General features: G+C 58.7%; 20 protein-coding genes. 11 read left to right on the top strand and 9 right to left on the bottom strand.

Annotation, left to right across the window (positions count from 1 at the left end):
• The first annotated feature begins 3 nt into the window (after window positions 1-3).
• Window positions 4-993 (top strand): M48 family metalloprotease, encoded by a 990-nt coding sequence (locus tag HUO12_RS10530; protein WP_176273561.1) that lies wholly within the window; start codon window positions 4-6, stop codon window positions 991-993.
• Here the strand turns inward: HUO12_RS10530 and HUO12_RS10535 are convergent.
• The gene (locus HUO12_RS10535; RefSeq protein ID WP_176273562.1) at window positions 980-1,588 is read right to left on the bottom strand and encodes an HD domain-containing protein; all 609 of its coding nucleotides are present in this window, start codon (window positions 1,586-1,588) and stop codon (window positions 980-982) included. The genes HUO12_RS10530 and HUO12_RS10535 overlap by 14 nt on opposite strands.
• A gap of 96 nt (window positions 1,589-1,684) precedes the next feature.
• Here HUO12_RS10535 and HUO12_RS10540 point away from each other — a divergent pair, with 96 nt between their 5' ends.
• The 4 genes from HUO12_RS10540 to HUO12_RS10555 all read left to right on the top strand — a co-directional run bounded on the left by HUO12_RS10540 (window position 1,685) and on the right by HUO12_RS10555 (window position 5,385).
• Window positions 1,685-2,950: a sensor histidine kinase gene (locus HUO12_RS10540; protein WP_176273563.1), complete on the top strand. Its 1,266-nt coding sequence runs from the start codon at window positions 1,685-1,687 to the stop codon at window positions 2,948-2,950.
• Window positions 2,947-3,738, top strand: coding sequence for a LytR/AlgR family response regulator transcription factor (locus HUO12_RS10545; RefSeq protein ID WP_176273564.1), 792 nt, complete (start codon window positions 2,947-2,949; stop codon window positions 3,736-3,738). Before HUO12_RS10540 ends, HUO12_RS10545 begins: the two co-directional genes overlap by 4 nt.
• A gap of 82 nt (window positions 3,739-3,820) precedes the next feature.
• Window positions 3,821-4,684 carry a carboxylating nicotinate-nucleotide diphosphorylase gene (gene nadC / locus HUO12_RS10550; protein WP_176273565.1) on the top strand — a complete coding sequence of 288 codons (864 nt, stop codon included), beginning with the start codon at window positions 3,821-3,823 and terminating at the stop codon, window positions 4,682-4,684.
• Window positions 4,684-5,385, top strand: coding sequence for a ribonuclease T2 family protein (locus tag HUO12_RS10555; RefSeq protein ID WP_176273566.1), 702 nt, complete (start codon window positions 4,684-4,686; stop codon window positions 5,383-5,385). The genes nadC and HUO12_RS10555 overlap by 1 nt, the downstream gene beginning before the upstream one ends.
• A 425-nt stretch (window positions 5,386-5,810) precedes the next feature.
• On the opposite strand, the gene HUO12_RS10560 is transcribed toward HUO12_RS10555, so the two are convergent.
• Complete coding sequence (locus HUO12_RS10560; RefSeq protein ID WP_176273567.1) at window positions 5,811-6,266, bottom strand: nucleoside deaminase; 456 nt, start codon at window positions 6,264-6,266, stop codon at window positions 5,811-5,813.
• A gap of 153 nt (window positions 6,267-6,419) precedes the next feature.
• Here HUO12_RS10560 and rpmB point away from each other — a divergent pair, with 153 nt between their 5' ends.
• Window positions 6,420-6,707: a 50S ribosomal protein L28 gene (rpmB, locus tag HUO12_RS10565; RefSeq protein ID WP_176273568.1), complete on the top strand. Its 288-nt coding sequence runs from the start codon at window positions 6,420-6,422 to the stop codon at window positions 6,705-6,707.
• Window positions 6,708-6,808: 101 nt separating this feature from the next.
• Here rpmB and HUO12_RS10570 read toward each other — a convergent pair whose 3' ends face one another.
• From HUO12_RS10570 to xseA, 4 genes are read right to left on the bottom strand one after another with little or no spacing between them, the layout of a single operon-like run.
• Complete coding sequence (locus HUO12_RS10570) at window positions 6,809-7,789, bottom strand: esterase-like activity of phytase family protein (protein WP_176273569.1); 981 nt, start codon at window positions 7,787-7,789, stop codon at window positions 6,809-6,811.
• A gap of 12 nt (window positions 7,790-7,801) precedes the next feature.
• The gene (locus HUO12_RS10575; RefSeq protein WP_176273570.1) at window positions 7,802-8,743 is read right to left on the bottom strand and encodes a M23 family metallopeptidase; all 942 of its coding nucleotides are present in this window, start codon (window positions 8,741-8,743) and stop codon (window positions 7,802-7,804) included.
• Window positions 8,740-8,943, bottom strand: a complete 204-nt coding sequence (locus HUO12_RS10580; protein ID WP_176273571.1) for a DUF2093 domain-containing protein — start codon at window positions 8,941-8,943, stop codon at window positions 8,740-8,742. The genes HUO12_RS10575 and HUO12_RS10580 overlap by 4 nt, the downstream gene beginning before the upstream one ends.
• Before the next feature lie 35 nt (window positions 8,944-8,978).
• Window positions 8,979-10,445 (bottom strand): exodeoxyribonuclease VII large subunit, encoded by a 1,467-nt coding sequence (gene xseA / locus HUO12_RS10585; protein ID WP_176273572.1) that lies wholly within the window; start codon window positions 10,443-10,445, stop codon window positions 8,979-8,981.
• Between xseA and purD the strand changes: the two genes are divergently transcribed.
• Both purD and HUO12_RS10595 read left to right on the top strand, forming a co-directional pair.
• Window positions 10,444-11,724, top strand: a complete 1,281-nt coding sequence (gene purD, locus HUO12_RS10590) for a phosphoribosylamine--glycine ligase (protein WP_176273573.1) — start codon at window positions 10,444-10,446, stop codon at window positions 11,722-11,724. The two genes, xseA and purD, sit on opposite strands and share 2 nt — an antisense overlap.
• Window positions 11,725-12,284: 560 nt before the next feature.
• Window positions 12,285-12,686: a hypothetical protein gene (locus tag HUO12_RS10595; protein ID WP_176273574.1), complete on the top strand. Its 402-nt coding sequence runs from the start codon at window positions 12,285-12,287 to the stop codon at window positions 12,684-12,686.
• A 4-nt stretch (window positions 12,687-12,690) separates the two neighbouring features.
• On the opposite strand, the gene HUO12_RS10600 is transcribed toward HUO12_RS10595, so the two are convergent.
• Window positions 12,691-13,686, bottom strand: coding sequence for an adenosine kinase (locus tag HUO12_RS10600; protein ID WP_176273575.1), 996 nt, complete (start codon window positions 13,684-13,686; stop codon window positions 12,691-12,693).
• Window positions 13,687-13,830: 144 nt separating this feature from the next.
• Here HUO12_RS10600 and HUO12_RS10605 point away from each other — a divergent pair, with 144 nt between their 5' ends.
• From HUO12_RS10605 to HUO12_RS10615, 3 genes are all read left to right on the top strand, one after another.
• Window positions 13,831-14,517: an EI24 domain-containing protein gene (locus HUO12_RS10605; RefSeq protein ID WP_176273576.1), complete on the top strand. Its 687-nt coding sequence runs from the start codon at window positions 13,831-13,833 to the stop codon at window positions 14,515-14,517.
• A gap of 241 nt (window positions 14,518-14,758) precedes the next feature.
• Window positions 14,759-15,019, top strand: a complete 261-nt coding sequence (locus HUO12_RS10610) for a hypothetical protein (protein ID WP_176273577.1) — start codon at window positions 14,759-14,761, stop codon at window positions 15,017-15,019.
• Window positions 15,020-15,098: 79 nt separating this feature from the next.
• Window positions 15,099-16,040 (top strand): hypothetical protein, encoded by a 942-nt coding sequence (locus tag HUO12_RS10615; RefSeq protein ID WP_176273578.1) that lies wholly within the window; start codon window positions 15,099-15,101, stop codon window positions 16,038-16,040.
• A 3-nt stretch (window positions 16,041-16,043) separates the two neighbouring features.
• Here the strand turns inward: HUO12_RS10615 and HUO12_RS10620 are convergent, their stop codons facing one another.
• Together HUO12_RS10620 and HUO12_RS10625 are read right to left on the bottom strand one after the other, a co-directional pair.
• Window positions 16,044-16,511 (bottom strand): hypothetical protein, encoded by a 468-nt coding sequence (locus HUO12_RS10620; RefSeq protein WP_176273579.1) that lies wholly within the window; start codon window positions 16,509-16,511, stop codon window positions 16,044-16,046.
• Complete coding sequence (locus tag HUO12_RS10625) at window positions 16,511-16,867, bottom strand: HesB/IscA family protein (protein WP_176273580.1); 357 nt, start codon at window positions 16,865-16,867, stop codon at window positions 16,511-16,513. The genes HUO12_RS10620 and HUO12_RS10625 overlap by 1 nt, the downstream gene beginning before the upstream one ends.

The raw sequence follows: 16,867 nt of genomic DNA on the forward strand, positions 1-16,867 counted from the left end.
CTGATGTATCGCTTTGCGGCAGGACTAGTTGCACTTCTGCTGCTTGCCGCAAGCGCGGCTGCGCATGCCCTATCGGACGAAAAGCAAGTCGCTGAAGCGGCCGAGACAGCGACAGAATCTGCCTTTGAGGCCCGGCTTGCCCGCGACCAGAAATTGCAGGATCTGGGATGGCGGCTCGCGACCGCTAATGCACAATTCTGCAGCGACGCGGCGCCGTCGATTGGCCTGCAGCTGCTCGATACAGCCAGCTTTCGCAGGCCCGATGCTATCCGCAAGGAGCTCGGACTAGTGCATGATTTTGCTGTACTGACAGCCGCGGCGAGATCGCCAGCAAACGCCGCGGGGTTAAAGCCACTGGAGCCGATAACGCATATCAATGGCTTCGAGCTTTCAGGCTGGGCTGCGACAGAGCCATTCCACTGGCAGCGCACCGAACGAGTGCATGAGCTGCTTGAGACGATGCTGTTTCTACATGGCGAAGTCCGCATAAGCCAGCCGAACAAGCTGGATGTTTCCATAACAGGTCAGCCTGCTTGCCCGACACGGTTTGAACTCGCCGGTGGTCAGGACACCGCACTGGCCGATGGCAAGCGCGTACGGATCAGCGCGGACTATCCTGCATTCGAGTACTCAGATGACGAGCTCGCCGCACTTATTTCGCATGAGCTAGCGCATAATATTTTGCGCCACCGCGCCTGGCTTGACGAGAATGGCCGCAAGCAGAAGAATGTTCGCCTGACAGAGCGTGAAGCTGATCGCTTGGCGCCCTGGTTGCTCGCCAATGCAGGTTTTGAGCCTGAAGCCGCGCTGCGCTTCATGCGCCGCTGGGGGCCGGAGCATTCAGGCGGCCTCTTTCGCAAGCGCACGCATGAAGGTTGGGACGAGCGGGCCGAACACATCGCTGCGGAAATTCCGCTCGTTAGGCATGCGCTGAGCGAAACCGGTCAGGCCGACTGGCGCGCGCGCTTCGAACGCGAAATCACTCTTCCGTAACAGCGGCGTACATCGAGTTTATGGGCTTCTCCATCACCCGGCGCACCATCGGTTCGAAGAACGAAAGCGGCGCACTGTCGTAATTCGGATCGAACGCCGCCTGGTCGTATTTCTCGCAGAAATGCGCGCAGGCTTCAAACGAAGGATGGCCGCGATATTGCTCGCGAATGTCCCTGTTCATGCCGACATGGTGGAAATAGAAATAGCCTTGGAAAGCGCCATGCTTCTCGCAGATCCAATGCTCTTCTTCAGAGACGAACGGCTTGATGATAGCCGCTGCCACATCAGGGTGATTATAGGTTCCAAGTGTATCACCAATATCATGGAGCAAGGCCATCACGACATAGCGCTCGTCCCGGCCATCGCGGTGCGCGCGAGTCGCCGTTTGCAGGCTATGCTCCAGCCGGCACACCGGAAAACCGCCGAAATCCCCCTTGAGCAGCTTCAAATGATCAAGCACGCGGTCCGCCACACCTTTGGCAAAAGCGCGATACTGGCCGCCAATTATGGCCCAATCCTCTGCCGTTCCTTCCATCATGGAAGTGAACTTCGCGCGCTCCTGTTCCGCGCCTTCAGGATGGTCAATTGTCGCCATGATTCTCTCTCCTTGCAGACAAGCAGTGTAGCGCGCGCGACAGCAAGCAGCAAACAAACTGCCCCAAAGCGTGCAAATCGGCTAAAGGGATAGTCGATGGCTGTTCTGCCTTTTCGTCCTACGCCCTTCTTTGCCAACAAGAACAGGGCATTCTGGAACCTCCAGCTTGCAGGCTGGGGCGGGGCCTTTCTGCTGCGCGCGAGCGCTGCGATTGCCAATAGCCAGCCGCTCGACCTGCTCGCTGTCATCCTTGTGACCACCATCACAGGCTTTTCCATCACACTGGTGCTGTCTGTCATCTATCGCCAACTGTTCGGCCGCCAGCCGTTTGTGACCTGGAGCATGACAATGATCGTGCTGGTGCTGGCCGTGATTGTCCACGCGTCGATCGATGCATGGGTGCAAGGCATTTACTACGCCGGAGCCAGCGAGACGACATTCGCGCAGCGCTTCATCGGTCTCAGCTATATCCCGGCGACACTGCTGGTGGGCTGGAGCGCGCTCTATTACGCGATCAATTTCTTCCTAACGGTTGAAGAGCAGGCAGACCGTTTGGAGCGTTTGGAAGCGCAAGCAACCAGCGCGCAGCTCGCTATGTTGCGCTATCAGCTCAATCCGCATTTCCTTTTCAATACGCTGAATTCCATCAGCACATTGGTGCTGCTCAAACAGACCGAGCCTGCGAATGCGATGCTCACGCGCCTCAGCGCATTTCTGCGCCACACGCTGATTACTGAGCCCGGCAGTCAGGTAACGCTGGAGCAGGAAGTCGAAACGCTGCAGCTCTATCTCGGCATTGAGCGCATGCGGTTTGAAGAGCGGCTGCGCACGCATTTCGAGATTTCAGATGAAGCGATGCAGGCCCAGCTCCCATCCATGTTGCTGCAACCGTTGATCGAGAATGCGATCAAATATGCAGTCAGCCCGCAAGAGGAAGGCGCACGCATTAGTCTGGTCGCAGAAGTCAGCGATGGCCGCTTGAAGATCACGGTCGAAGACACCGGGCCTGGCATTTTTGGCACCGCAGGCTATGCAACCAGCCAAGGCGATTTGCTGTCCTATGCAGCGGCGCAATCCGATTCGACGGGCGTCGGCCTTGCCAACATCCGAAGTCGGCTCGCACAAGCCTATGGCGACAACCACCGCTTTGAGACCCGCACGGGCCAAGGCGGCGGATTTACCGTTTTGATCGAAATCCCGTATGATGCGGAGATCAAGCAAGAGGCCGAACAGGCCCAAAACCCGAAGTCTGAACAGCCGGAGGCACTGCCCTCACCTGCAGATCAGGCCTCGGGCAAACCCTCAGAACCTGCCACCGCACCCCCGCTTCAGGCAGGTCGTCCGATTGGAAGTAACGCATGACTATTCGCACAATCATCGTCGATGACGAGAAACTCGCAATCCAAGGCCTACAGCTGAGGCTTGAAGCATTTGATGATGTCGAGATCATCGACACCTGCTCGAACGGGCGCGAGGCGATCCGCAAGATCAAGACCGAGAAGCCGGATCTGGTTTTCCTCGATATCCAGATGCCAGGCTTTGACGGGTTCTCCGTTGTAAAAGGCGTGATGGAGATCGAGCCGCCGCTGTTCGTGTTTGTTACTGCCTTTGAGGAGCATGCCATCCGCGCGTTTGAAGCGAATGCCGTGAACTATCTGATGAAGCCGGTCGATGAAGACAAGCTTGCCGATACAGTGGCGCGCGTACGCCAGCGGATCTCAGAAAAGAAAAGCGCGGAAGAAGCAGACAAGCTCAAAAACGTGCTTGCTGAAGTTGCTCCCGATGCCGTTGAAGGGATGGGCGAAAGCGAACCGACAGAACGATTTGAAAAGCTCATCAATGTGAAAGATCGCGGCCAGATTTTCCGGGTCGAAGTCGATTCGATCGAACACATTGAGGCAGCGGGCGACTACATGTGCATCTATACCGGCGACAATTCACTGATCCTGCGCGAGACGATGAAAGATCTGGAACGACGGCTCGATCCGCGCACATTCCAACGTGTGCACCGCTCGACGATTGTGAACCTCAATCAGGTCCGTCAGGTCAAGCCGCATACCAATGGCGAATGCTTCCTCGTCCTCGATTCAGGTGCTGAGGTGAAGGTCTCGCGGAGCTACCGCGATGTTGTGGCGAGGTTCGTGCATTAGTTTGTTACGTGACCAAGCCAACCGCGCTATCGCATGCGCGGATCCGCTTGAGGTCGCGCAGAAAAACGGCCACACAGCGCCAATGTCTCAATTTCAACTCGATGGTTTCGATCTCGATACATTTGTCCGCGACACTCTGGCTGAAGACCTAGGCGAAGGGCTTCCCGGCGGCGGCCATGACGTCACTTCGGAAAGCGTGATCCCGACCGATGCACGCTTTTCAGGCGTGATGGACAACCGCGATGCGATTATCGTCGCGGGGCTCCCCATAGCAGAAGCCTTCTTTCGTGCGCTCGAACCGGATATGGAGATCGAGCTGCTGGTGGATGACGGCGACGCGGTGGAGCCTGGCACAGACTTGATGCGCCTATCCGGCAATGCCCGCGCCATGCTGACCGCTGAGCGAAGCGCGTTAAACACTGTCCAGCATCTCTCCGGCATAGCCACCATGGTGCGCGAATATGTGCGCACCATGGGAAATCCCGATTGCACGCTGCTCGACACGCGCAAGACTATTCCCGGCCTCCGCCATCTCGAGAAATACGCAGTGCGCATGGGCGGCGGTAGCAATCACCGCATGGGCCTGTGGGATGCAGCGATGATCAAGGACAACCACGTGCTTGTCGCTGGCAATGTCGGCGAAGCCGTGCGCCGCGCAGTTGCCGCAGGGGTCCAGGAAATCATCTGCGAGGTTGACCGGATCGACCAGATCGAGCCTGCCTTGAACGCGGGCGCAACTCGTTTGCTGCTCGACAATATGGAACCGGACAGGCTGCGCGAAGCAGTTGCGCTCGTGGCAGGGCGCGTTCCGACGGAGGCGAGCGGCGGGATCAATCTCGACACGATCAAGGCCAAGGCAGCGACCGGCGTGAACTATGTCTCTGTGGGGCGGCTGACGCAGAGCGCGCCCGCAGCAGATATTGGGCTGGACTTTACGCCGTTGTGATGCGGTCGCTCGCAATAGGGCTAGTCGCATTAGCGCTGCCGGCAACGGCACACGCGCAGGCCTATCAATGCCGCGTTCCATCAACGATAAGCGTTCCCGAAACGCGCAGCGATGGTCCTACCCGGCAAATGCCGATCACCGGATACACGCTCGCAATGAGCTGGAGTCCGGAATTCTGCAAACCGCGCGAAGACAGCCGCGCACACCGCATTCAGTGCTCGGGCGATAATGGCCGCTTTGGGCTGGTCGTTCACGGCCTTTGGCCCGATGCCGCGCGGAGCTGGCCGCAATATTGCCCTGCGACGCGCAAGATCACTCCGGCAGAAGCGCGCCGCAATCTCTGCATGATGCCTTCGACGCGGCTCTTGAGCCATCAATGGAACAAGCATGGCAGCTGTATGGCTCGCCGTCCGGAAAGCTATTTCAGGATCACCCGCATTCTTTGGAATAGCCTACGCAAGCCCGATTATGATTACATCTCACGGCAGGAAGACCTCACCGCAGGCGACATCCGCCGTGCCTTTGCCGATGCCAATGGGCGGCATGTCCAGCCTGCCCATGTCGGCGTGAAATTGAACAGCCGCGGCTGGCTGGAGGAAATCCGGCTATGCTATGGCAAGGACTTCATGCCGACCCGCTGTAAATCGCGAACCTGGGGCGCGAAGGATGAGGAACCTGCAAAGATCTGGCGCGGGCTGTAACTTCCAGCGAAAACGCTACTGAATAGCCCGCTGCAGCACTTTCCAACAAAGTTGACAAAGTTGACACCTGTCAACCGGGCCGAATTCGCCTCAACCCCGCAGAATTCTGCCGTTGTTGGCGTTTCCAACAAAGTTGACACTTTTCCTATTTTTACAAAACTCTTGGCGGTCTTCCGAGAGCGTTCTTGGCGTGCGCCCTTGCTTCACGCAAGGAGAGGTCGACGGTTTCAAAGAGCGCCTGCGCGTGTAACTCGAAGCGCGAAAGTAGGAAATGGAGGATCAGGCCGTTGCGCTTCTTTCATGCTGAACCCCTCGTCATTAGCTCAAGACAGGCAGGTTTCAGCAAATTTTGCTCGTTGAAGCTGTTATCCTGAAACGAGTTCAGGATGACGGGCTATGGGAAGGAATACAGACGCTCTTCCGAGTTATCGCCTCCCCCTAAAGAACGCCCGCAGCATTTCCGCTGCCTCACTCTCGCCCATGCCTGAATACACCTCGGGCTTGTGCAGGCACTGCGGATGTTCGAAGATCCGCGCGCCGTGTTCCACCGCTCCGCCTTTGGGGTCAGAAGCCCCATAATACAGCCGCGCAATCCGGGCATGTGAAATGGCGCCCGCACACATCGCGCAAGGCTCCAGCGTGACATAGAGATCGCAATCCGCCAGCCGGTCCTGTCCCAACTTCTCTGCCGCCGAGCGAAGCGCGCGAATCTCTGCGTGTCCTGTCGGGTCTGGAGGCGTTCTCGTGGCATTGCCAGCGCTCGCAATCAAAGCATCGCCTTGCATCACTGCAGCGCCTATTGGAACCTCGCCAGCAGCCTCAGCGGCACGCGCAGCATCAAGTGCCGCTTGCATTCCGTGCGGGATAGGCCATTTGCTCATATGCCAAGCGCTAAACCGCGCCACAAACAAGCGCAACTTTTCTTGACGATTCGCATATCCCAAGCTAAGCGCGCGCCTTTCCGGGATAACCCGAGCAATTTTCGGCCTACGGCATGTCCGAGCGGCCCCATTGAGAACGAGTGAGACACTATCATGTCGCGTATTTGCGAACTGACCGGCAAGGGCCGCCAGGTAGGCAACAATGTTAGCCACGCCAACAACAAGACCAAGCGCGTTTTTCTGCCGAACCTGCAGAACGTCACGCTGCTGAGCGAGAAGCTCGACCGCAGTTTCAAGTTTCGTGTGTCAACGCATGGCCTGCGCTCTGTCGAGCACAATGGCGGTCTCGATAACTGGCTGCTGAAGACTAAAGACGACAAGCTGTCTTCAAATGCGCTCAAGGTGAAGCGCGAGCTTAAGAAAGCTATCGCTGCTGCATAAGCTTGGCGATCCTTCTGGATCATATTCAAAAAGCGAGAGGCGCTCGGACAACCGAGCGTTTTTTGTTTTTGGGCCTTTCGTTTTTCCTGAGGTTCGAACTGTCAGTCTGATGGACGCCAAATCAGTCTGAGCAATAAGGTCTCTTGCAGGTTCGAGAAATTGTCATCGGCGATGACGTAAAGCTCTGCGCTGCCATCTTCGCTCGGAATGCTCGCAAGCCCTTCGAAGTTGGCGTCCAGACCGGGACCCGAGAAGCGCGCGATAATTTCTGCGCCCCAGACCTCGCCCTCTTCAATGGTAGAGGGGTCCGCGATTGCAAGCGCACTGCGAAAGCGGATCGGCCATTGCAGGCGGATATCGCGCAGCAGGATCATCACGCGTCCGTCGGGCAACATGGCGGCATCGACCGGACTGAGTCCCTCCAGATCGGGAAAGCGGAAAGCGAGGGGCTCCTGCTCTTCGACAGGATCACGCTCGAACAGGAGGCCCGCAGTGCCTGTGGCAAACCGGCCTTCTGGCGCTTCGGCAAGCACGAGAAAACGTCCATCGGGAAGGCGCTGCAAGACTTCGGGCCCGCCATTCATGGGCCAGTCCAGCATTTCTGGCGGGTCGCGCTCCGCAATCGTGCCATCGGGTGAGTGACGCTCTATAGTCTGCGTGTTCTCGTAAGACGCCCAGAGCGCGTCCGTTTCAGGATCGCGCGTAAGGGCTTCTAGATCGACCAGTTCGCGCGGCAATTCACGTCGCTGGCCCAGATTGGGTTTGAGGAAGTCCATGACCGGCTTGCCGCCACCGCGTCCGGGTATCGGCAAGGTCAGCAAACGCGCCTTGTCGCTTCCTGCCAGTAGAGTGGTCTCATTAAGCGCCACAAGGCCGGAGTAGCCGCCAAAATGCGCGCTTTGGCTGGTCAGCTTCCATGCGGCATCGAATGTCAGACTGTCCGATGCGAAACTGCCGGTCGGCTCAATCCGCTTAATAATGAGCGGTGCGTCATAAATGATCGGCGGCGTAGGCGAACGCACCCAAGTACCTGGTGTGAGCGCTGCTACGACACACCCCAACAGGATCAGCCTGCGGATCATCCTTGCGCTGGATTAGTCTGCGTCGGGCAGGAAGAGCAGCGGGTCGAGCCGCGCATCGTTCCACTTGATGCCCCAATGCAGATGCGGCCCCGACGAGCGACCGGTTGAGCCGACCCTACCGATCAGCTGGCCTTGCTTCACAACATCGCCTTCTTTCACATTCAGGCTCTGTGCGTGGAGGAATGCCGAATTCAGGCCCATTCCATGATCGATGATCAGGAGATTGCCTTCAAGGCTGAAGCCGGTTGCCGCGAGCACGACAACGCCATCAGCTGGCGCCACAAATGGCGTCCCGGCACCCGGCGCAATATCTAAACCCGAATGGTAGCTCCCCGGCTCACCGCGATAGATGCGCTGTGAGCCGAACAGGCCAGAGATGCGGCCTTTGACCGGCCAGACGAAGTCCTGTTGCCAGCCCTTGGCTCCGGTCTCTTTCTCGCGCGCGGCTTTGATTGCGAGCCATTCAGGCTCGCGCTTCTTCCACCACTCTTCGCTGCTGCGGCCTGTGCCTTTCGCGACATTGACCCGCTCGATCTTCCATGCGCGAGGAGAGATTGCCAATCGCTGCTCAACAACGCTGCCATCAGCCATTGTGGCTTTCAGAACGGCTTCATCGCCTGCGTCTCTGTCGAAAGCTGCGAAAAAATCACCGTAGCGGCCGATCTTCAGATTGGTGCCGCCAAGCTGCGCTGAGACTGCACCGGCGGGCGCAACACCCTTAATCCAACCTCCTTGCGTGAGCTCGCCTTCGAATGTGAAACTTGCAGGCACGTCGCGATCCTCTTGCGCCGGCGCTGAAGGAGTGGCTGGCTCTTCTGCCAAGCCTTCCGCCAGCGTACCGTCTGAAGGCGTTTCTTCGGCCGGCGAAGTCCTAGCGTCACTCTGCGCAACACAGCCAGCGATGGCCAATGTTGTAATCAGCCCAAGTCCCGTCCTGCCCAGCCGGCGAATCATGCCTTGCCGGTGAGGCGCTGTGTGGCGGCTTCGCAGGAAACATAGGCTTCCTGATGTTCCGCACTCCAATAGCGCAGCTCTTCCAGAGGAATCGCTTCGCCTGTTACTGCGCAGAATACATGCTGGCCGGGCTGCAGCACCCGGAATCCATTGGGGCCGTAGAGGAGCTTGGCTCCTTTGTCGCTTGAAGACATCAACATCCCGCTCCCATAGCAAGCTCGACCTTGTGGGACAATTAACCGAACAAATCCTCTTGCGCGTCCGATGTTCCACCAGCCCTCGGTTTGGCCGGTTTGCGTCGCGCTTGAGCTGGCGCGTCACCGGTGCTCACATCCAGCACGCCGTCGGCGAACTGTAGGCTGAGCGCCGCTTCCTTCTCCGCCATAACCTTGCGGGTGAGCGCTTGGCCTGAACCATCGCGGACGATCGCATAGCCGCGCTTCAAAGGCTCCTCCGGATGGAACTGGCTCGCCAGCCGCCAGAGGCTGTCCAGCTGCGCCTTGCGCTGCGCCAGAGGGCGCTCGACTAGTGCGGGAACCAGCCTGGCGCGGGCCAGCCTGCGCTCGCCGTCCTGCACACTGCGTTTCAGCAGCGAAGGCGAAAGCCGCGCCGCCGCGCCCGCCAAGCGCTCGCGCCCTTGCGCAGCTCTGTCGCGCAAGCCGCGCCGCAAACGTTCCGACAGATCGTCGAGCTTCTGCGCCTGAGCCTGCAAGAGTTGCTCGGGCTTGGGCAGTCGCCGCGCGCGCGCTTCCAAACGCTCGCGGCCCAGCTCGACCGGGCGATAGACCGCGCGGCGCTGGCGAATGGCAAGATCGCCCAGCGTTGCCGCAAGATCCGCGCGTACCGGCACCGCCATTTCCGCCGCTGCGGTCGGCGTGGGTGCGCGCTGGTCCGCAGCATAGTCAGCCAGAGTCGTGTCGGTCTCATGCCCTACTGCCGAGATCACGGGGATCGAACATTCCGCGATCGCCCGCACGACGATCTCTTCATTGAAGCTCCAAAGGTCTTCAATCGAGCCGCCCCCGCGCGCGACGATCACGAGGTCGGGCCGTGGCACAGGACCGGAGCCGTCTAGCGCGCTGAAACCGCGCACCGCGCTCGCAACCTGTTCTGCAGCGCCCTGCCCCTGGACCAGCACCGGCCACACGAGCACGTGCGAAGGAAACCGGTCCGCCAGACGGTGCAAGATATCGCGAATGACCGAGCCGGTGGGTGACGTCACAACGCCGATGGTCTTGGGCAAAAATGGCAGCGGCTGCTTGCGCTCCCTCGCGAACAGCCCTTCGGCTTCGAGCTTCGCGCGCGTCTTTTCCAGCAGCGCGAGCAGAGCGCCCTCGCCTGCGATCTCAAGGCTTTCCATGACGATCTGGTATTTGGAGCGGCCCGCATAGGTCGTCAGCTTGCCCGTCGCGATAACTTCCAGACCATCCTCTGGCATGAAAGCGAGGCGTGCAGCACTGCCGCGCCACATGACGCCGTCAAGCACGGCTTTCTCATCTTTGAGCGCGCAATAGAGATGACCAGAGGCCGCGCGTTTCACACCCGACAACTCGCCGCGCAGGCGGACATAACCGAACTGATCCTCGACCGTGCGCTTCAGCCGCGAAGAAATCTCGGTGATCGACATCGGCTCGTGATTGTCGCCCTGCCGCTCACGCGCTACCAGCCGTCCGTCTTCATTTTGGGAATAGGGATCGGCCATGAATATCCTTTTGCTTGGCTCGGGTGGACGCGAACATGCGTTAGCGTGGAAGCTGGCGCAATCCCCAAGCTGCACCAAACTCTTCGCATCCCCTGGCAATCCGGGCATCGCAGAGGAGGCCGAACTGGTTAGCGTTGATGCAGGCGATCATGGCGCGGTCGCCAGCTTTTGTGCGAGCCATGCGATCGGTCTGGTCGTGATCGGCCCGGAAGCGCCGCTGGTTAATGGTTTGGCCGACAGCCTGCGCAGCAAAGGCACCCCCGTCTTCGGCCCTTCGAAGGCAGCCGCGCAATTGGAGGGCAGCAAGGGCTTCACCAAGGATCTGTGCGAGCGCGCGAACATTCCCACCGCAGGGTATGTCCGCACGTCTTCACTGGATCAAGCGATGACAGCTCTTGCAAGTTTCGATGCGCCTTACGTGCTCAAGGCTGATGGCCTCGCGGCCGGCAAGGGCGTTGTGATCGCTGAAACGCGTGCTGATGCCGAGGCGGCGCTATCCGACATGTTTGGCGGGCAATTCGGCGAAGCAGGTGCAGAGGTCGTTGTCGAGGAATTCATGACCGGCGAGGAGGCGAGCTTCTTCGCGCTCACTGATGGGGAGGCAATCATCCCCTTCGGAACCGCGCAAGACCACAAGCGCGTGGGCGATGGCGATACCGGCCCGAATACTGGCGGAATGGGCGCATACTCGCCCGCGCCGGTTTTGACGGACGCATTGCAAGCACGCGTGATGACAGAGATCATCGAGCCGACCGTCAGCACCATGGCAGCAGAAGGCATGCCTTATTCAGGCGTGCTCTATGCTGGCCTGATGCTGACTGACGAAGGCCCGAAGCTGATTGAATACAATTGCCGCTTCGGCGATCCGGAATGCCAGGTGCTGATGATGCGCTATCAAGGCGATCTCGCGGCAACCATGCTGGCTTGCGCAAAGGGCGAGCTGGCTTCGCTTGGCGATGAAGCGCTTAGCTTTGATCCGCGAACTGCGCTCACCGTTGTGATGGCAGCCAACGGCTATCCGGGCACGCCTGAGAAAGGCGGCGCGATCGATCTGGCGGATAGCCAAGCGGACGGCGCGAAGGTATTCCATGCGGGAACTGCGCTTTCTGACGGGAGACTCGTGGCAAGCGGAGGGCGCGTCTTGAACGTCACTGCGCTCAGGGATTCGGTAACTTCGGCACAATCAGCGGCTTACTCTGCGGCAGGAAAGATACACTTCCCAAGCGGATTTTGTCGAAGCGACATTGGCTACCGCGAAGTGGCCCGCGAGCAGGGTTGATCCCAAGCCTTTACTAGCTGCCTGATTTCCTACGTATTTCATCTGGGTTGCGAAGATTGTGGGCTCCGCTCACGGTCTAATTCATTTCGGGCTGTGGAAAAATTCACGCCTCACCCCCCTCCCGGCACGCTTCGTAAGTGCGTATAAGACGGGCTCGACAATCATACGGTCGCATTCAGTTTAACAAGAACGAAGGTGGTATGATGTCCTCGCTGAGATACCATAGTCAGGGTACCAATAACTGGTTGCCAAATTCACGGCCGCTGGACCCTGAAGCAAGACGTGCAAAGTTCGGCCCGATCCGGCCGATGGGATATGAGGAACGCTCTTGGTTGTCCTCGCTGTTCTCCCGGCGCTGAGCATGTGAATTTTTGACGTGATAGACCGGCCTGGCCGGCTCTTTTGTGTATCCCGCATTCTGCTGCGCATCCGGCATGTGGCGCCTGTTGTTGATTTAGCCAGAGTGCTTAGCTGGTCCGCCATGGATTCCGGCGCAAAGTTGATTCAGATCAATGCGCAATGGCCATCAAAGGCTCATTGATTCAGGCGGGAGATGTCCGATGAAAACCGCTTTTGCTGCCTTAACGCTCACCGCCGTTCTGAGTTTGAGCGCCTGTGCAACCATGGAAACCAAACGCAGCGTTTCCGCGCGGGCTGATGCGCCTGAACAGGCTGTTGCGCTCAATCGGACAGCCAAGGATCGGCATGGTTTCGTCCAGGCCGCCTGCGGCGGCTGTCACGCCGTCGATCCGCCGGGATTAAGCCCCAACCCGCAAGCGCCAACTTTTGAATCGATTGCCAACCGGCCCGGCCTTACGGAGGATACTCTCGCGGACTGGCTAACCGATGCGCACAATTATCCTGAAGTCATGGATTTCGATCTGGAGGCTCGCCATGTCGAGTGGGTGGCGGAGCATATGATATCGCTCCGCCGCAAAGACTATACACCGGCGCCAAGCTGAACCTCTAGCTGAGCTTGTCAGCCATCAATTGCTTCATGTCGGCTTCGGGGCGCGGGCCATAATGGCTGATGACTTCAGCTGCTGCGATGGCTCCACGCCTCAAGCATGCGGCGAGGTTTTCGCCCTTGGCATGGCCTGACAGGAAGCCAGCAGCAAATTGATCGCCAGCGCCGGTCGTATCGATCACCGCGTCGATCGGCTCTGCGGCAACTTCCGCGCGCTCGCCATGAGCAACGGCAACCGCGCCTTTTTCGCTTCGGGTAGCGACGAGAACAGGGACCTTGCCCGCGATGGCCGCGATCCCTGCGTCAAAGTCGCCCTCGCCTGTCAGTGTTGCAAGCTCGCTTTCGTTGACGAACAGAATATCGATAACACCATCTTCAATCATCGCTCGGAAATCATCGCCATGGCGGTCAATTACGAAGCTCTCGCTTGCAGTGAAAGCAATCTTGCGACCTGCCTTGCGGGCGACATCGATTGCGCGGCGCATCGCTCGTCGTGGCTCCTCCGGGTCCCACAGATAGCCTTCAAGATAGAGTATCGAACCACTTGCAATGAGATCTTCATCCAGGGCTTCAGCTGGCAGGAATTGGCCTGCACCGAGGAAGGTGTTCATCGTGCGCTCGCCATCGGGCGTTACAAAGATCAAGACGCGGCCCGTCGCAGGTTCGCCGCTTCGTGCGGGCGTATCAAAGTCAATGCCGGTGGCGCGCATGTCGTGCGCGAAGACCTTGCCCAACTGGTCATCAGCAACCTGCCCAATGAACGCGCATTGCAGCCCCAACGTGGAAAGCCCCGCAAGCGTGTTCGCAGCAGATCCGCCAGAGAGTTCGCGCGCTGGCGGCATGGATGCATAAAGCTCGTCCGCTCGCGCCTCATCGACCAGTGTCATTCCGCCGCGATTAAGCTGGAGCTCCTCGATAAGCTCGTCTGGGCAAGAAGCGATGATATCAACAACGGCATTACCAATCGCGATCACGTCATAGCGGGGTTCGGCCACGTACTAATCCTGTTTTGAGAAGAAATATTACTGCGGGGACGCCTAGCGGCTCGGCTCACCTTAGCCAAGGGGCGGATTGCACATGTCGCCCAAGCAAGTGGATTGACGTAAAGAGATGCCAAAGCGAAAGACAAAAGCTGACTTATGCATCTCGCCATTTCCTCTATCATTAGGGCGTTTGGTCAGCTGGCAGACCCGGCAATCCTGCGCGTGCTGGCGAAGAGCTTTGCCATTACACTCGGCGTGTTCGTCGCGTTCGCATGGGCAATTGTGCAAAGCCTGCCTTGGCTGCTGGGCGAGTATCTCGATCTTGAAGGCGACGCCTACATTGTCATCGGCACACTAATCGCTGTGCTGAGCGCCTGGTTCCTGTTCCGTGTGGTCGCGCTTGCCGTGTTGCAGTTCTTTGCCGATGAAGTTGTGACTGCCGTGGAGGCACGCCATTATCCCGATGCTGCGAACCGGACACGCAAGCTCCCATTCCGCGAAGACCTTGGCAATTCGCTACGCGGTATTGGAAGGACACTGGGCTTCAATGCATTGGCCTTGCCACTCGCCATCGTGTTGTTCTTCACTGCCATCGGTCCAGCGATTGTCTTCCTGCTGGTCAATGCCGTTTTGTTGGGCCGAGAACTGACAGATATGGGCTGGCTTAGGCATAGAGCCTCGCCACAAGACAGCACTCCGGTCGGGCCATTCGAGCGCCTTGCGCTTGGCGGAGCAGTAGCTGGACTGATGCTGATTCCCTTCGTCAATATCCTCGCGCCAGTGATAGGCGCTGCTGCAGGAACGCATATGGTTCAGAAGAAGATGAAAAATAACCATGATTGATCTTCGGAACCTCGTCAGAGCCAGTTCTGCCTTCGCGCTTGCCGGACTTCTCAGCGGATGTGCATCAAGCGGGCCCGTTTTCATTCCCAGTGGGCCGCCCAATGCTGGAGGAGCACCAAACCCTCAAACATCAACGCGGCAAACGACCACTCAGCCGACGAGATCTGGCTCATTGCCACCCGCATCGACGAGCAGACCAACCCCCACGATCTCCACCACCACCCGTCGTACCCCGCAGATCATGCGCGCGCCGGGACTTGAAAATGTGATCGGGGCTTCTGCCAGCCAGCTGGAACGCCGGTTTGGCCAGGCGCGGCTCCGCGTTCAGGAAGGCGATGCGCTGAAGCTGCAATTCAGCGGAGAGCCGTGTGTTTTGGATGTTTATCTCTATCCCATGCGTCAGAGCAGTACGCCCAGCGCCACACATGTCGAAGCACGTCGTGCCAGCGACGGAAAGCCGGTGGACAGAGCTTCCTGTGTCGAGGCCCTGCGCCGCATGTGATCGCGCTTCGACGGTGGTAACCCGGTCTTAAGCCTGTTCTGCGACAATCTCCCGCGAAAACAGGGGATACCATTCGCATATGAGCATTCAGTTCTCTCAACTCGCCGCCAAAGTCGCGGAAGACGGTGTCGTGACGCCATCCGAACTTGCCGATCTGCGCCAGCTCGGCTGGGGCGACGGCAAGATCTATCGCGAAGAAGCCGAAGCCATCTTTGCGATCAACAACACATTGAAGTCACGCGATGACCAATGGGTCGACTTTTTCGTGGAAGCGATCAGCGAATTTGTCCTCAATGGATCCGAGCCGCGCGGCATGTGCGATGAAGATGAAGCCAAGTGGCTGATCGGCGCCCTCGACCACGACGGAAAACTCGACAGCATGGCCGAGCTCGAGACCCTCGTGCGAATTGTCGAGAAAGCTCAAAACGTGCCCGACCTGCTCAAGAATTACGCGCTGCGTCAGATTGAGCAGGCCGTCCTGACAGGGACCGGCCCAACGCGTTGCGGCGGCAACCTTGCCGCCTGCCACATCTCGGCTGCCGAATGCCGCCTGGTGCGCCGGTTGATCTTTGCCAGCGGCGGCCATGGTCCGGCTGCTGTCAGCCGCCATGACGCGGAGTTCCTGTTCCGTTTGAAGGACGAAACGCTGCAGGAAGAGAACGCACCGCAATGGGATGACCTGTTCGTTGATGGTGTTGCGAATTACTTGAAGGGATTCGCCCTCACCAATGCTCAACTGGACCATGCACGTGTGAAAGAGCTTGAGAGCTTCATCGCTGACAACAAACCTCGCGTTGGCCGCTTTGTTGGCGCAATGGCCCGCGAGTTGCCACAAGTGCACAATCACTTTGGCAAAGTCTTCGGCAAGAAGCCCGAAGGTCAGAACTATACAGAAGCGGCGGCTGCCGGAAACCTGGTCGATGACAATGAGCAAGTCTGGCTTGAAAAGATGATCGACAACGATGGCGAAGTCGATGATCTCGAACGCGCTCTGCTGACGCGGATCATGGAAGAAGGTTGACCGTCAACCTTTAAGGGCGACGAAACCGGTTTCAGCAAGCTCCCGCCAGCGTCGCTGCCGGTGGCCATAGAACACGCGCGCAAACAACGCGACGAAAGGCGTGAGCAGGCCTGCCTCGATATCGACGCGGTCGGTGTAGCGCGTGCCTTGGCCTTCGGGTTCAATGAAAATCCAGTGGTCCCAGCGCTTGATCAGCGTTCCATGACCGTTGTCACGCAATATCCTGCGGGCGCCTTGAGCGGGCGGGAATTCAATCCCGATGGTTTGTTCGCCGATGGGCAAGAAGCCGAAGGCGAGCATTCCCGCGGGGTGCTCGCCTTCTGACCAGCGTTCAGGAAACTTTCCACTCGCTGGCACGAATCTCACCATAGGCGCTGCGATATGTTCCAGCAGCGCTGAAGTCTGAACTCGGTCCCAGACCTCGTCAGGATGTATTGGAAGATGGGTGGTTAGCTCGACGCGCGTCGCCATCAGACCATGAAGCTCTCACCGCAACCGCATGCGCCCTTCGCATTCGGATTTTCGAACACAAAGCCTGCGGTAAAGTCGTCCTCGACCCAGTCCATGATCGAACCAACGAGGTACAGCACGCTCGCGCCGTCGATGTAGAAAGTCCCGCCGGGCGTTTCGATCTTTTCGTCGAACTTCGCTTCTTCCGTTACGTAGTCAACGGAATAGGCAAGACCCGAGCAACCGCGCCGCGGGGTCGAGAGTTTCACACCGATCGCATCTTCAGGGGCGTTGCTCATCAATTCAGCGATGCGCGCTTCTGCACCTTCCGTGAGTTCGACAGCGGCGGGAATTTCGCGGGTTTTTGTGTCAGCCAT

Origin of the sequence: Altererythrobacter lutimaris (genome assembly GCF_013371495.1) — a bacterium.
Lineage (GTDB): Bacteria > Pseudomonadota > Alphaproteobacteria > Sphingomonadales > Sphingomonadaceae > Erythrobacter > Erythrobacter lutimaris_A.